Consider the following 15,208-nt stretch of genomic DNA (forward strand, 5'->3'; position numbering starts at 1 on the left):
ACATTCATTCAGAGATCGGCAGGGTAAAGCTAAACACGGTGCCCTGCGGCTGGTGGGCCTCAAAGCTTAACGCGCCTCCATGCTGCTCCACCACCGTGCGGCACAGGCTCAGGCCCAGGCCCATGCCTTCGTCTTTGGTAGTGAAAAACGGGGTGAACAAGCGCTCGGCCACCTCGGGCGGAATGCCGGGGCCCCGATCGGACACCGAAAACTCCACCCACTCCTGCACCTGCACCCGCATCTGCGCCACCCGCAGCACCAGCACCCGCTCGGTCACCGCGGGGTGCTCCATGGCCTGCATGGCGTTGCGGGTCAGGTTGAGCAGCACCTGTTCGACCATGGAACGGTCGCACAGCACGGGCGGCAGCGCCTCGGCCACGTCCAACTGCACCTGCACGCCCAGCTTGCGGGCCTGCAACTGCACCAGCGGCAGAATGGCATCCAGCAGCACCTGCGGAGCCACCGGCTCGCGCACCTTGGCGCGGCGTCGTACAAAGTCGTGCACGCTGCGGATCAACTTGCCCGCACGTTCCACCTGCTCGGCAATGCGGCGCATGGCCACGGCCAGATCGGCGGTGTCCACTGCCGCGCCCCCGGCCTGCAGCCGGTTCAGCGAGCCGGTGGCGTAGCTGGAAATGGCCGCCAGTGGCTGGTTCAGTTCGTGGCTCAGCAACGAGGCCATTTCGCCCACCGTGGCCAGCCGGGCGGTGGCCTGCAGCCGGTCCTGGCTGGTGCGCGAAAGCTCTTCCACCCGGCGCTGCTCGGTGATGTCCACCACGGCACTCATCCAGCCGGTGTGCGCGCCCTGGGCGTTGATCAGCGGGGCTTCCATCACCAGCACCGGAAACAGGCTGCCGTCCTTGCGCATGAACACCGAGCTAAAACCTTCCCGTGGCGGCGCGTTACCCGCCATACGGACTTCCTGGCGCTGCTGGTATTCGCTGGCCAGGTCGGGCGGCCAGTAGGGCGCGGGCATGCTGTGGCCCCGCAGTTCATCGGCCGAAAACCCAACCATCTGGCAAAACGCCGGGTTGACGTAGGTGATGCGGCCCTGCAGGTCGCGCGCACGCAGCCCGGTGAGCAGCGAGTCCTCCATGGCTTTGCGGAACGCCAGCGCATCGGCCAGGCCGCGCTCGGCACGCTGGCGCAACCGGGTGTCGCGGGCCAGCAGCACGGTCACCACCAACAGGGCCACCGACATCAGGACCACCAGCACCATCATCAGGTTGGGAAACACGCCGGGCGCACCGCGCCAGCTGTCCAGCCGCACCACCATGGTGTTGCCGGGCAGGTCCAGCAGTTGCCGTGCAGTAAACACGGGTGTGCCCCGGCGGGCCACACCCCGCAAGGCCAGGCGCGCGCCATCGGCCTCGGCAAACGACACCTCCTGGCTGCGGGTGAGCTGGCGGGACACCAGGCTGCCCAGCACCTCGGCCAGCGAATAGGTGGCCACCACATAGCCCCGCGCCTGCCCGCTGACCATGAGCGGGATGCACAGCTCAATCACCTCCATCCCCAGGCTGTCGCGCTGCGGCAAAAAGTAATTGCTCGAATAGGCCGCGCTGTTAAAACGCTGTGCGGTGGCGCAGGCCAGAGACACATCGGCCTGGGTGGCGATACGCCCCAGGATGTCGAACACCGGCGGACGGTACGGCGAATCCACCCCCGCTACCACGGCCACCGCGGTGTTGCGCCACTCCAGCCGCAGCAGTTCGCGGTGGTCGTGCAGCAAGTCGGCCGCATCGGCAGACCATGCCGTGGGCGAGGGGTCGCGGGCGTGCAAGGCCTGCAGACTTTGCACATTGCGGGTCAGGCCACTGCGGATGTCGTTGACCACATTGGCAGCATCGCGCTCCAGCTGGCTTTGCACCTGGCTGGACTCAAACCGCTCGGCCAGCCAGACCAGGGTGCCCAACACCACCACCAGCAGCGCCAGCATCAGCAGCCACAGCAAGGCCAGCTTGCGCCGTGAAATGGCCTGCACCAACCTCATAGAGTGCGGTGTTCCAGGGCGGGCAACTGGCTGCGGCACTGCGCCAGGCGGGCGGCATCCAGCGTGCCCAGCACCACCGCTTCGCCTTCACCGTGCTCGGCCAGCACCGTGCCCCAGGGGTCTACCAGCAGGCTGTGGCCCCAGGTGCTGCGGCCATTGGCGTGCAGTCCGCCCTGGGCTGGGGCCAGCACGTAAGCCAGGTTTTCCACCGCGCGGGCACGCAACAGCAGTTCCCAATGGGCCTGCCCGGTCGTGTGGGTGAAGGCGCTGGGCACCAGCAGCAGGTCGGCCCCCTGCGCAGCGTAGGCCCGGTACAGCTCGGGAAAGCGCAGGTCGTAGCAGATGCTCAGTCCGATGCGCCAGCGCTGGCCGCCGCGTGCCAGCAGCTCAAACAGCACCGGCTCCGTCCCCGGCTCCAGCACCCGCGACTCGTCAAACCGCTCCTGCCCGTTGTCGAAGCGGAACAAATGGATCTTGTCGTAACGGGCCACGCAGGCACCGGTGGGGTCGAACACCAGGCTGCTGTTGCGTACCCGGCTGCCGTCGCCTACGGTCAGGGGGAGCGTGCCGCCCACAATCCACAGGCCCCATTGGCGGGCGCTGCGGGCCAAAAAGTCCTGGATGGGGCCCGCCCCCAAGGCCTCCTGGATCTGCAGCTTGTCGGTATCGCGCTGGCCCAGCAGGCAAAAGTACTCGGGCAACACCGCCAGCTCGGCACCGCTGGCCGCGGCTTCGGCCAGCAAAGCGGCGGCGCGGTCCAGGTTGGTCTGCAAATGGGTGCCCGAGACCATCTGGATGGCGGCAACTTTCATGGGTTAGGTTCCGGTTTGGTAGGGGCCTGGGCCTCTACTTTGGCACCGAACATCTTGTGCGGCACCTTGGTAATTTTGGGGTCGGCCCAGGTGCCGTCGATGTGGAATTGCTGGGTGGCCGCTTCGCTCAGCGGGCGCTGCAAGAACCACTGTGCCAGAAACGTGCCCAGCCCAATGGCCGGGTTGATCACCGCGGCTACCAGGGACGCGGTACCGGCGTTGATCTCGGGCACCACCAGCACTTTCAGGTCCTGGGTTTCGCGGGCAATGTCGGCGCTGCCCTCCATCATCACAGCGGCGTTCACGCCCTTCATTTGCAGGTTGTTGGTGGTGGCGCGGCCCTGGTCCACCTGCACGTCGCCACGTACCGAGTCGAACGCAAAACCTTCGCTGAACACATCGCGAAAGTCCAGCGCCAGGCGGCGCGGCAGAGCCTGCAGGTTGAGCACGCCCAGCAGCTTGGCCAGGCCGGGGTCGGCCTTCAGGAACTGGCCACTGTCGACCGCCAGGTTGAACTGCCCGCCCAGCGTGGCAGTGTCCAGCGCCAGCGGCGAGCCAAGCCAGTTGACCTGCCCGGCCATCTGGCCCTTGCCGCGGCGCACCACCCCGGGCATGCCAAAGCGGGCCAACAGTTGCCCCGCGTCGGCAATATCGAGCTGAAAGTTCAGCGTGGTGCGCCGGGGCGTGGTGGACCCGGCACGGCCCCCCAAGGCCACCCAGTTGCCGGTGGCGCTGAGCTGCGCGTCGGGGTTGGTGATGCTGAGCTTGTTCAGCCGCCATTCGCGCACGCCGGTATCGACCAGCCCGACCCCGCCAGCGCGGCCGCCGCGGTTGACGGCCTCCACCTCGACACGGCCGAGCTTTTTGCCTTTCAGGTCCAGCGCATCGACCACGATGTCCAGCGCAGGCACGGTGTCCGAGGGCTCGTCCAGCAGGGTTTCCATCTCTGTGGCGGTGCTGGGGGCCAGGGTCAGCCGGGTTAGCCGGGCATAAACACGGCCTGCGCTGGTATCGGCAGGTTGGCGGTATTCCACATAGCCATTGAGTTCCTGGGCATCGATGTTGGCGCGCCAGGTGGTGGCAAAGTGCGAGCCGTTGAGCACCAGCTGGTGCAGGGTACGGCCACCCAGCGTCAAGGCCTTGGCTTGCACGGCCAGGGTGGTAGGGGTGTAGCCGCTGGTGCTGCTGGAGGCCGAAGCGGCACTGCCGGTACCCGGTGGACCGGCCATTTTGGCGGCTAGCGCTTGCCAGGCATCGGCGCTCACGGTATCGACACGGATGTTGGCCGATACGCCCTCGGCGGGCATCAGCACCGACTCGCCGGGGGGCAGGCCCACCGACACGGTGCCCCGCAGCACCCTCGGCTCCGGGTCGGAAATATCCCGCACATAGACTACCGAAGCCACCGACCCGCCCACCCCCAGCGCCAGCGCCAGGCTGTCGCGCAAAGGCGGGCTGGTGCCGGGCAGCATCACATTGTCAAAACGCAAGGGCAGCAGCGTGTCGGCGGCTTTGGCCAGCGGCGCGGGCAGGTTCAGCGCCACGCCCTGCAGGTTGGTGGTGACGCTGATTTCGGGCACACCCTGGCGTACGCCCACCACCGCGGCATAGGCGGCACTGCCACTGGCGAACTGGGCGATCTGCGCCACTGCACCCAGCCCGGTGGCCTGGCGCAGGCCCTCGGCTGTCGCCACGCCCTGCACCTTCAACTGCAGACCGCCTTTCGCGGCATCGGCCATGCCGCCGTCGATCTTCGCGTCACCGCCCAGCATCCGGGCTTGGCCGCCGACCACCGCAAAGCCGGTGTCCGAAAAGTTGACCACCCCCCGGGCCCGGCCCAGGGCCGGGCTGCTCGGGGTGATTTGCACATCGTTGCCGCCCAGTGTGATGCTGCCCTGGACCTTGCTTTTGTCCATGTTGGCAATCGGCAATTGCAGGCGCAATTGCAGGTCGGCCGGGCCGCTGGCGGTGGCCTGGTCCAACGCATTACCGGTCATCTCGGCCAGCGGCGACCGGTTGACCACGCCCAGCATGTCAGCCAGCGGGCCGCGCCCCTGGGCTTTGACCACCACCACGCTGTGGCCCAGGTCGGCAATCTGGGCCTCGGCACGGGTCATCTGGAAACCAGTGGCCCCGGCCAAGCTGCCGCTGGCGCGGTTGATCTGCATCGTGTTGCCGTCAAACACCAGCTCGCCCGACAACTGCTCCAGCGCGGGCCAGGGCAAGGCGTTGGCCGGATGCAGACTGGAGGAAAGGCTGGGGGGAGCGTATGCGTAAGTGGCATCGCGCACCTCGGCGGCAATGCGGAACTCGCCCTGTCGGGGTTGGGTGAACGGAAAGTCGTACAGGTCGCCCTTGACGCGAAACTTCACTTGGTTGGCGCGGCCCGCCAACACCGCATCGCGCACGTAGTGGCGCACGTCGGCGTGCAGCTCCATGGGCAGGTAGCGGTGCACCCGCGTGGCTTCGCCCCGGCTTAACTGGCCCTGCAGGTCCAACACACCCGGAAAGCGCGCATGGCTGCTCGACTGTGCGGGGTCGCTGGTATGCCACTTGGCTTGCAGCAGGCCTTCGGCATCGGCATTGGCAAACCGTACCTCGCTGGCCTGCACCGCCAGGGCATCGCCCTGCTGTTGCCACGCTACCGTGGCCGAGAGCTGGTCCATGGGCACCACCGGTTCCTCGAACAGACCCGGCAGGTCGAGCGCGCCCTGGGCGATGCGCAGGTCTGCCTTGCCCCCGGCCTGGGTAATGTCAAAGTCCAGCGCCGCACCGCGCACACCGGGACGCCCCAGCGGCACCCGGTCTTTAGGGCTGGGCGCTGCCGGCACGCCCGCGGCCACGTTCAGCCCGGTGATGCGGCCTTTGGCGCTGTACGTGGTGGGGGCGGCAAGGGGTCCGTTCCAGCGGGATTCGATGTGCTCCACCTGCCCCTGGGGCTCATAGGTGGCCAGCATGCGGTGGGTGGCCGGGCCCAGCGGCAGGCTGTTGGCCATGTGCGCCAGCAAGGCCAGGTCCAGCCGGTCGGCGCGCAATGTGCCCTGCGCGGGCAGGCGGGGGGTCGCGTCCTGCAGGTGCAGCGACACATTGCCCCCTGGCCAGACCTGTCCGTCGTCGGTGGTGAACTGCAGGCCTTCGGTGGCCAATGCAAGGCTACCCGGTGATTGCTGCAAGGTGATGCGCCCTTGCAGCGACTGCAGCGCCAGCGGCTGCAGCCCGGCGGCCAAGGTGGCGCGGGCACCGGCCAGTGCCACATCAGCCGTGCCGCTGGTCACCTGCCCGTGCCGGATATCCACCCACACCCGCAAAGCCCCCACGCCCTCCCCCACGTCCACCCCCACATCGGCATAGCGGCGCAGTTGCGACACATCCACCCGGGGCAGGCTGGCGTAGGCCGGGCCATCCCATTCTTGCCAGCGGCCCCGGTGGGTGCTGAGCAAGGGCTGGCGGAACTGGGCGCTGAGGCTGAAACGGTCGCCCCAGTCCGCCGGGGGCGAGGCATCCAGGCGCAGGCTGTGGCCTAAACCCTTGTTGCGCATCACAAAATCTACGCCGCCCAGGGCCAGCGGCGGCGCGGCGCGCTGCTCGTCGGTCCAGCGCACCGTACCGCCGCGGACCACCAGCTCGGTTTGGGCAAACAGCCAGTCCAGGGTCTGGCCATCGCCGTTGCTGGTGTGGGAGACATCCAACCCGGCGATGGAGAGGCTGCCGTCCACGCTGCGGCGCACGTCCAGCTCGGGTTGGTCGATAAGAATGCTCTCGAAACCGCGTTTCAGCAGCGACGCAGGCGACAGCGTGGCGGTGACCCGCGACAGCTTCAGCGCCTCGCGCCCCTGGCCGTCCAGCAGGGCCACATCGCGCAGCTCAAACGAGGGGATCAGGTGCTCCGAATGCGCCGAGATGGCACCGATGCGCACCGGCAGCCCCAGCGCCTGGCTGGCACGGGTTTCCAGCCACGGGCGAAATTCGCCAATTCGCGGCACAATCCAGCCGTGTAAGGCTCCCCAGGCCAAGGCCAGCACCAGCCAAGCCGCCACCACCAAGCCCAGGCACCAGGATGCGGCAGTGGCGAACCAACGGAGCAGGCGTGTGGGATAGGTGCTGGAGATAGGCTTGGACTCAGTCATTGGACACATGGATGCAACCAGAATTATCACTCCCACGGCAGCCGCGCCTGCAGCAGGCCACCTCCTTTACGGTGTCACTTTGTTAAGCAGTCCCACACACATCGCGCCCTTGTCCGGCCACTCGCGTTTTGTGCAGCGTTTGCGCCGCCGCTACGCCAGCCAGCTCGACCTGCTGCCCCCCGGCCCGCCGGTGCGCGCCAGCATGGAGGCCACCCTGGCCACCCTGCGCGCCACCGGGCTGGACACGGGTGCGGCCCTGCGCAGCCTGCGCCAACTGGTGATGGAGCGCCTGGTGGTGCTGGACTGTGACGAGCAGGCCCCTCTGGAGGTGGTGACACGGGCCGTCACCGAATTGGCCGAAATCGCCCTGGATGCCGCCTGCGTCCACGCCTTTGCCCAACTGGATAGCCAGCACGGCGCGCCCCTGGCCCCGGACGGCAGCCGGGCCCAGATGTGGGTGGTGGGCATGGGCAAGCTGGGCGCGCGCGAGCTGAATGTGTCCAGCGACATCGACCTGATCTACGTCTACAACCATGACGGCGACACCGCGGGCCTGGTCGGCATGGGCGAGGGGCGGGGCCGCACCAGCAACCACGAGTACTTCTGCAAGGCCGTCAAGATCATCTACGCGCTGGTGGGCGACACCACCGAACACGGCTTTGTGTTCCGCGTCGATCTGGCGCTGCGCCCGCACGGCAATTCCGGCCCGGTGGCGGTGTCCATGGACGCGCTGGAAAACTACCTGCAAGAACAGGGCCGCGAATGGGAACGCTTTGCCTGGCTGAAAAGCCGGGTGGTCGCCCCGCGCAGCTGCATTCTTGACGCCAGCGCGCTGCGCACCGTGGTGCTGCCGTTTGTGTTCCGCCGCTACCTGGACTACGGCGTGTTCGACGCGCTGCGCAACCTGCACCAGCAGATCCGCGACCATTCGGCCAAGCGCAGTGCGGGCCGCCCCGAGCGGGCCAACGATGTCAAGCTGTCGCGCGGCGGCATCCGCGAGATCGAATTCACCGTGCAATTGCTGCAGGTGGTGCGTGGCGGCCAGTTCCCCGAGCTGCGCACCCGCCCCACGCTGGACGCACTACCGCGCCTGGCCCATGCTGGGCTGATGCCCCAGGCCACCGCCGACGCGCTGGCCCGGGCCTACACTTTTTTGCGCCGGGTGGAGCACCGCATCCAGTACCTGGACGACCAGCAAACCCATGTGCTGCCCACCATAGATGCCGACCTGGCCTGGATCGCCCACAGCATGGGCTACCCCCAATGCTGCGCCTTCCTGACCGAGCTGGACACCCACCGCGAGCTGGTGGCGCAAGAGTTCGACACCCTGCTGGGCGGTAAAAAAGAATGCAAGGGCTGCAACGGCAAAACGGGTAAGACGGGTTACGCCGGGCCGGGCGACCTGTCGGGTACACCCGACCTGGCCACCCTGGCCGAGCGCCTGGACGAACCCTTGAAGGCCCGCCTGCTGCGCTGGTCCACCCACGCCCGCGTGCTGGCCCTGCGCGATCTCTCCAGCGCCCGGCTGTCACGGCTGGTGCAGCGCACCCTTGGCTGGCTGCAAGACGGCAGCACCAGCATCGACGGCGTGCTGCGCTGGATGGACTGGATCGAACCCCTGCTGCGCCGCGACCACTACCTGGCCCTGCTGCTGGAACGCCCCTCGGTACACCAACGCCTGCTGCGCCTGCTGGCCACCGCTAAATGGCCCGCCCGCTACCTGCAGCTGCACCCTGGCGTGATCGACGAGCTGGCATCTGATGCCATGCTGGCCGAGCGCTTCGACCCCGTCGCGCTGGAAGCCGAGCTGGAAGCCCGCCGTACCTCGCTGCAGATCACGCAAGAAGACGACGAAGAAACCCTGCTCAACCTGCTGCGCCGCGCCCACCATGCCGAGCTGTTCCGCACCCTGGCGCGCGACGTGGAACGCCGCATCAGCGTCGAGCAGGTGGCCGACGACCTCAGCGCACTGGCCGAAGTGGTGCTGCGCGTCACCGCCCGCTGGTGTTGGCAGCGCCTGCCCAGCCACCATCTGGACGAACCGCGCTTTGCCGTCATCGGCTACGGCAAGCTGGGCGGCAAGGAGCTGGGCTACGGCAGCGACCTGGACATCGTGTTTGTGTACGAGGACGAAGACGAACGCGCACCCGAGGTTTACGCCCAACTGGTGCGCAAGCTCATCAACTGGCTGAGCGTCAAAACCTCTGAGGGCGACCTGTTCGAAATCGACACCGCCCTGCGACCCAACGGCAACTCCGGCATGCTGGTCACCACCCTGAACGCCTATGCGGGCTACCAGGAAGGCCGGGGCAGCAACACCGCCTGGACCTGGGAGCACCAGGCCATGACGCGCGCCCGCTGCGTACTCGGCCCCGACACCATGTGCCATCGGTTTGACACCATCCGCCAAAACGTCATCACCGCCCCGCGCGACCTGCCCGCCCTGCAGGCGGAGATCGTCGCCATGCGCAACAAGGTCCGCGCCGCCCACCCGGTGCGGGGCAGTGATAGCAACAGCAGCTTCGACGTGAAACACAGTACTGGTGCCATGGTGGACGCAGAATTTGCCGTGCAGTTTCTGGTGCTGGCCCACGCCGCCCAGCACCCCACGCTGCAAGACAACGTGGGCAACATCGCCCTGCTGCAGCGCGCCGAAGCCTGCGGCCTGCTGCCCCCCGAGATCGGCGAGGCGGCGGCCAACGCCTACCGCGAACTGCGCAAGGCCCAGCACCAGGCGCGCCTGAACGAAACCCCCACCCAGGTAGCACCGCCGCTGCTGCAGAAAGAGCGGGACGCGGTGCTGGCGCTGTGGGGGGCAGTGTTTGGCTAAGGCTAGTACCGTATGAAGACCACTGCGAGCCAAAGTCGCGCGACGCATTCACGCACGCAATGCCAAAAATTGCGAGATACGTCCTAGAGGCGCCCCAGCATGGGTCTCACGGTACCGGCTCGTGGAGTGCTCGGCCTGGCCACTTGCCACTCTAGCAACCCCTACGATCGCTTAAAATCAGCGCATTTAGAGCGGTCATCAGGGCAGAAATTACGGTGAAGTTGCAAGCTGTCCGTCTGGGACTACGCGCCGCCTAGTCCATTTTAGTTTGACCCTCTTGAAAAATAATCTACCGCCTATAGCCATTGCGTCCAAACCGGCGCGGCCCAAAACGTTGCACTTCAAGGGAGGATCGCATGGAGTGCTTCTCTTGCATGGTCTCAGCAGCAGTCCACTAGAACTGCAGTTTGTTGCCCGAGGCCTGCAACGCGCAGGCTACACGGTACGCGTCCCCGTGATACACGGCTATACGTATGGCCTCCTGGGTGACCGCCCACAATCTGTAGCACAGTGGCTGGACACCGCGCTCAAAAATCTGGACGATCTGCTAGCCGAGTGCGACACCGTGTCTTTGGGTGGCCTGTGTTTAGGGTCGGTCATGGCATTGAGGATTGCAGCGTTACGTTCTAACCAGTTGTCTTCCGTGCTGGCACTGTCAACGGCGCTCCACTATGACGGCTGGGCGAATCCTTGGTACACGGCGCTGTTGCCCTTGGCCCGCTATGTCCCTTTTGCGCCCAAGATCAAGATCAAGGAAGGCGAGCCCTTTGGATTGAAGGACGAGCGCATGCGCGCCTGGATCGCACGCCAGATGGAGGAGGCTGGCAAGTCGGATGCAGGCGCCTCGGTTCTGCATGTAAGTGAACTTTTAAAGGCCCGAGAGCTGATTGCGCTGACCCGCAAAGTCTTGCCCGATATCACCTGCCCAGTTTTGCTGATCCACGCCAAGGAAGACGAGTGCGCAACACCACGCAGTAGCTACGAAGTGGCCTCGCGCGTCCAATCGTCCGCCATACGCTGCATCTTACTGAGCGATAGCTATCATATGATCAGCATAGATCGGGAAAAAGAGCGCGTACTCTCAGAGATATTGCAGTTCGTTTCGGACACCAGGAAAATCGCTCCGATCGATAACGCTCTAAAAGCGCCCGGCGTTCGACCAGCATTAGATGGTCGCATAGGAATTGGTAGATGACGGAAAAAGAAATGCACGCGCTGAACATTGTTCGCAGTTCCTTAGAGCGCTACACCGATTCACCCGTGGAAGCAATTGGAATGGAGACCCTATTGGCAGACATCCAGGTGGATTCGTTGACCACGGCCGAGTTGCTTTTCGAGTTAGAAGACTGGCTGGAAACCACCATTCCCGAAACCCCTAACCTGCCACAGAGCGTGTCAGATCTGGTAAGCATGTTGGAGCCCTACCTCAACGAGGACGGCAGCAAAAAACCCCTATGAAGCGCCGAGTTGCCATTACCGGCCTGGGTCTGGTTTCAAGCCAAGGCCAATCCCCTGCTGCAGCATTTGAAGCCTGGTGCAATGGCATTTCCGACATTGCCTTGCACGATATTGGCGAAGCGCCTTACACCACTGTGGTGCCGTTTGCCTTGTGCCTGGGTTTCGATCCTACCGCGGTGCTGGGGCGCAGCCGCCTGGCCACTATGGAGCGCGTCAGCCAGCTGAGCGCTGTGGCAGCCACGTCGGCTTGGCATGATGCGCAACTGGAGGGATTGGATGCTACGCAGCGTGATAGTGCCTGCGTGCTTTGGGGTACGGGTGGTGGTGGTACCAATACCACCGAGCGTAGCTACCGCGATCTGTTTGTCAAACAACGTCCGCGCATTTCACCGCTGTCCGTTGTCCTCGGCATGCACAACGCAGCAGCTTCGCATATCGCCCTGCAATTGGGCTTGGGTGGCGATTGCCTGACGTACTCCGTCGCGTGTGCCTCCTCGGCCGTCGCAGTGGGCGAGGCGTTTCGGCGCGTGCAATCGGGACAGGCAGATATTGTTGTGGCCGGTGGTGCCGAAGCGGCCATGCCGTTTGGCATAGTGAAAGCCTGGGAGGCCATGAAGATCATCGCACCCGCGGGTACGCAGCCCGAGGCCAGCTGCCGTCCCTTCCACGCTGGCCGACAGGGTTTGGTTCTAGGTGAAGGATCGGCGGCGTTGATCCTGGAAGACTGGGAACACGCACACCGCCGCGGTGCCCGCATTTACGCCGAGATAGCTGGATACGGCAGTAGTTGCGACCATATGCACCTGACGACACCCGACGCCCAAGGCCAGTTGCGCGCTTTGCGCCAAGCCTTGCGGGATGCCCGCGTGAACCCCGAAGACGTACAGTACGTCAATGCGCATGGCACGGCCACGCTAGACGGCGACGCGGTGGAAATCGCGGCTTTGCGGACATTGCTCGGCGCACATGCTCCGCACACGCTTGTGAGCGCCACCAAGTCCATGCACGGTCACCTGCTGGGGGCGGCGGGCGCGATCGAGATCATGGCTACCGCATTGGCACTGCAGACCCAAAACGTACCGCCCACGGCGCATCTGGACCAAATCGATCCCGCCTGCGCCGGATTGGACCATGTGTGCGGCACGGGCCGTGCAGGCGTCAAACTCCAGGTTGCGCTGTCCAATTCCTTTGCGTTTGGTGGCAGCAACGCGGTCCTGGTACTGAAGGCCGCGTGATCTAGGCCTATGGGGTGCGGATGGCCCCACGCCTTGGCGAGTTCCTGAACGGCTTCGCCCCAACAGGGGACCAAGCATCCCTCCCCGCGCGCAGGTCCGGGCCAGCGCAATACGATACGTCCGCCGCCAAACCGCAAGGAGCCTCCCGCATGCATCTCTCCCGTTGGTCTATTCTGTGCACGCTGCCGCTGTGGCTGGCGGGCTGTGCCATAACGCCGCCACCGACCCATGTCGCGGCCCAGGCCCCTGCACAATGGCAGGCCCCGCTGCCGCACCGCGGGCAATTGGGCGACTTGTCCAACTGGTGGACGCGGCTGGACGACCCGCTGCTGGTGCAGTTAATCGAGGCAGCCCAGAATGTCAGTCCATCAGTGGCCTCCGCCGCATCGCGAATTGCCCAGGCCCGCGCCAGCACGGTAGGCGCCGATGCCGCGCTGGGCCCCAGCTTGAACGCCACAGTCAACGCCAGCCGCAGCGCCACCAAGCCCCTTTCGCCCCCCGCCACGCTGGTACAGGGCGACCTGCAAGCTGCCTGGGAGATCGACCTGTTCGGTGCCCAGCGTGCCGCGCTGAACGCCGCCCAGGCGCGCCAGCAGGGCACCCAGGCGCTGTGGCACGACGCCCGCGTATCCGTGGCCGCCGAGGTGGCCAACCAGTACGTCAACGTGCGCGCCTGCGCCCTGTTGCGCGGCCTGGCCGGCGAAGACGCCCGCTCGCGCCAGGAGACGGCCCGCCTGTCGGGCTTGAGCACCCGCGCCGGCTTCACCGCTCCGGCGGTGGACGCGCTGGCCCGCGCCAGCGCCGCCGAGGCGAATAACCGGCTGAACCAGCAGCTCACGCAGTGTGACCTGTACCTGAAAGCCATGGTCGCGCTGACCGCGCTGCCCGAGGCAGAGCTGGCACAAAAACTGGCTACAGCGCCCGCACCTTCTGCGCAAATAGCTATTTTTTCAATAGCATCCATTCCGGCCCAGGCACTGGCCCAGCGGCCCGATGTGTTCAGCGCCGAGCGCGACGTGGCTGCCTCCAGCTTCGACGTAGGCAACGCCCAGGGGCAGCGCTACCCGCGCCTGAGCTTGAATGGCTCCATCGGAGCCATGCGCTACCGCTCCACCGCAAGCAACGATGATTTTGCAAGCTGGTCCATCGGACCACTGACGGTATCTCTGCCCGTGTTCGACGGCGGACAACAAGATGCAAACATCGACGCCGCCCAGGCCCGCTACACCGAGGCCGTGGCCCTGTACCAGGCCAAGGTGCGCCAGGCCGTGCGCGAGGTAGAGGAAGCCCTGGTCAACCTGCTCAGCAGCGACGACCGCATGGCCGACACCCAGACCGCCGCCGCCGGCTACCAGGCGTCGTACAACGCCACCCAGGCGCGCTACAAGGCCGGTGTGGCCAGCCTGCCCGAACTCGAAGACGCGCGCCGCACCGCCCTGGCCGCCGATACCAACGTCATCGCCCTGCAGCGCGAGCGCCTGCTGGCCTGGGTGGCGCTGTACCGCGCCGTGGGTGGCGGCTGGCCCGGCCCCGATGCCAACACCACCAGCACAGCCAGTACCGCCCGCTAGCCCTGACACGACCCTGGACACACCGCATGACTTTCAAACCCAACGCTATCTTTTTTACAGCTTCTTGCGCACTGTCTATCTGCGCTGCAGGCCTTTTTTCTATAAATTCCCAAGCGGCGGATGACAAGCCCCAGGCCCAGCCCAAGCCCGCCCTCAGCGTCACCACGGTGCAGCCGCGGGCACTGGCCTGGCCGCTGCAGCTCAGCGCCAACGGCAACGTCGCCGCCTGGCAAGAAGCCAGCATCGGCAGCGAGGCCACCGGCCTGCGCCTGCTGGAGGTGCGCGCCAATGTGGGCGACGTGGTGCGTGCCGGCCAGGTGCTGGCCACATTCGCCGCCGAGAGCGTGCAAGCCGACTTGGCCCAGGCCCGCGCCAACCTGCTGGAGGCCGAGGCCAATGCGCTGGACGCCGGCGGCAACGCGGCCCGCGCCCGCACCCTGCAAAGCACCGGCGCCCTGAGCGAGCAGCAGATCAACCAGTACCTCACCACCGAGCAGGTTGCCAAGGCCCGCGTCGCCGCCGCCAAGGCTAGCGTGGTGGTGCAGCAGCAGCGCATGAGAAACACCCAGGTAGTGGCCCCCGACAGCGGCGTCATCAGCGCCCGCAGCGCCACCGTGGGTGCGGTGCTGGGCAGCGGCACCGAGCTGTTCCGCATGGTGCGCCAGGGGCGGCTGGAGTGGCGCGCCGAGGTCACCGCCGCCGAGCTGGAGCGCATCCAGGTCGGCACTACGGCCCTGGTCAGCACCGCCAATGGCACGCCGATCAAAGGCAAGGTGCGCATGGTCGCGCCCACGGTGGACCCGCAAACCCGCATGGGGCTGGTTTACGTGGACTTGCAAAGCAAGCAGCTCAAGCCCGGCATGTTCGCCAAGGGCGCGTTTGAACTCGGCCAGACCAGCGCGCTGACCGTGCCGCAAACCGCTGTGGTGGTGCGCGATGCCTTCAGCTTTGTGTACCGCGTGGGCAAAGACCAGCGGGTGGCCCAGGTCAAGGTGCAAACCGGGCGGCAGCTGGGCGACCGGCTGGAGATCACCAGCGCGCTGGAGCCCGATGCCGTGCTGGTGGCCAGCGGCGCGGGCTTTTTGAACGACGGCGACCGGGTGCGCGTGGTCGACAATTCCAAGCCTAATGTGCCTCCAGCGCAGATAGCACCTACACCAGCAGCTAGCAAATAAAGAGCAG

The 15,208-nt window shown here is 66.2% G+C and carries 9 protein-coding genes; 6 read left to right on the plus strand and 3 right to left on the minus strand.

All coding sequences use genetic code 11. The features are described 5' to 3' along the window. Window positions 1-4: 4 nt before the first annotated feature. The 3 genes from AC097L_RS07920 to AC097L_RS07930 are packed head-to-tail and all read right to left on the minus strand — an operon-like array spanning window position 5 to window position 6,941. Window positions 5-1,993 (minus strand): two-component system sensor histidine kinase NtrB, encoded by a 1,989-nt coding sequence (locus tag AC097L_RS07920; RefSeq protein ID WP_479585760.1) that lies wholly within the window; start codon window positions 1,991-1,993, stop codon window positions 5-7. Further along, window positions 1,990-2,805, minus strand: coding sequence for a carbon-nitrogen hydrolase family protein (locus AC097L_RS07925; RefSeq protein ID WP_479585763.1), 816 nt, complete (start codon window positions 2,803-2,805; stop codon window positions 1,990-1,992). Before AC097L_RS07925 ends, AC097L_RS07920 begins: the two co-directional genes overlap by 4 nt. Beyond that, window positions 2,802-6,941: a YhdP family protein gene (locus AC097L_RS07930; RefSeq protein WP_479585767.1), complete on the minus strand. Its 4,140-nt coding sequence runs from the start codon at window positions 6,939-6,941 to the stop codon at window positions 2,802-2,804. Before AC097L_RS07930 ends, AC097L_RS07925 begins: the two co-directional genes overlap by 4 nt. Between AC097L_RS07930 and glnE the strand changes: the two genes are divergently transcribed. The 6 genes from glnE to AC097L_RS07960 all read left to right on the plus strand — a co-directional run bounded on the left by glnE (window position 6,940) and on the right by AC097L_RS07960 (window position 15,201). Beyond that, entirely contained in the window at window positions 6,940-9,762 is a 2,823-nt protein-coding gene (gene glnE, locus AC097L_RS07935; RefSeq protein ID WP_479585771.1) for a bifunctional [glutamate--ammonia ligase]-adenylyl-L-tyrosine phosphorylase/[glutamate--ammonia-ligase] adenylyltransferase, read from the plus strand. The genes AC097L_RS07930 and glnE overlap by 2 nt on opposite strands. 370 nt (window positions 9,763-10,132) lie before the next feature. Further along, window positions 10,133-10,957 carry an alpha/beta hydrolase gene (locus AC097L_RS07940; RefSeq protein ID WP_479585776.1) on the plus strand — a complete coding sequence of 275 codons (825 nt, stop codon included), beginning with the start codon at window positions 10,133-10,135 and terminating at the stop codon, window positions 10,955-10,957. Next, window positions 10,954-11,220, plus strand: coding sequence for a hypothetical protein (locus AC097L_RS07945; RefSeq protein WP_479585780.1), 267 nt, complete (start codon window positions 10,954-10,956; stop codon window positions 11,218-11,220). Before AC097L_RS07940 ends, AC097L_RS07945 begins: the two co-directional genes overlap by 4 nt. Then, window positions 11,217-12,455, plus strand: coding sequence for a beta-ketoacyl-[acyl-carrier-protein] synthase family protein (locus AC097L_RS07950; protein ID WP_479585783.1), 1,239 nt, complete (start codon window positions 11,217-11,219; stop codon window positions 12,453-12,455). Before AC097L_RS07945 ends, AC097L_RS07950 begins: the two co-directional genes overlap by 4 nt. A 149-nt stretch (window positions 12,456-12,604) precedes the next feature. Further along, a complete protein-coding gene (locus AC097L_RS07955) occupies window positions 12,605-14,026 on the plus strand; it encodes an efflux transporter outer membrane subunit (protein ID WP_479585786.1) in 1,422 nt (473 codons plus the stop codon). A 26-nt stretch (window positions 14,027-14,052) separates the two neighbouring features. Beyond that, complete coding sequence (locus AC097L_RS07960) at window positions 14,053-15,201, plus strand: efflux RND transporter periplasmic adaptor subunit (RefSeq protein ID WP_479585790.1); 1,149 nt, start codon at window positions 14,053-14,055, stop codon at window positions 15,199-15,201. The last annotated feature ends 7 nt before the right edge of the window (window positions 15,202-15,208 follow it).

This window comes from Rhodoferax sp. RT5P35 (genome assembly GCF_056521385.1).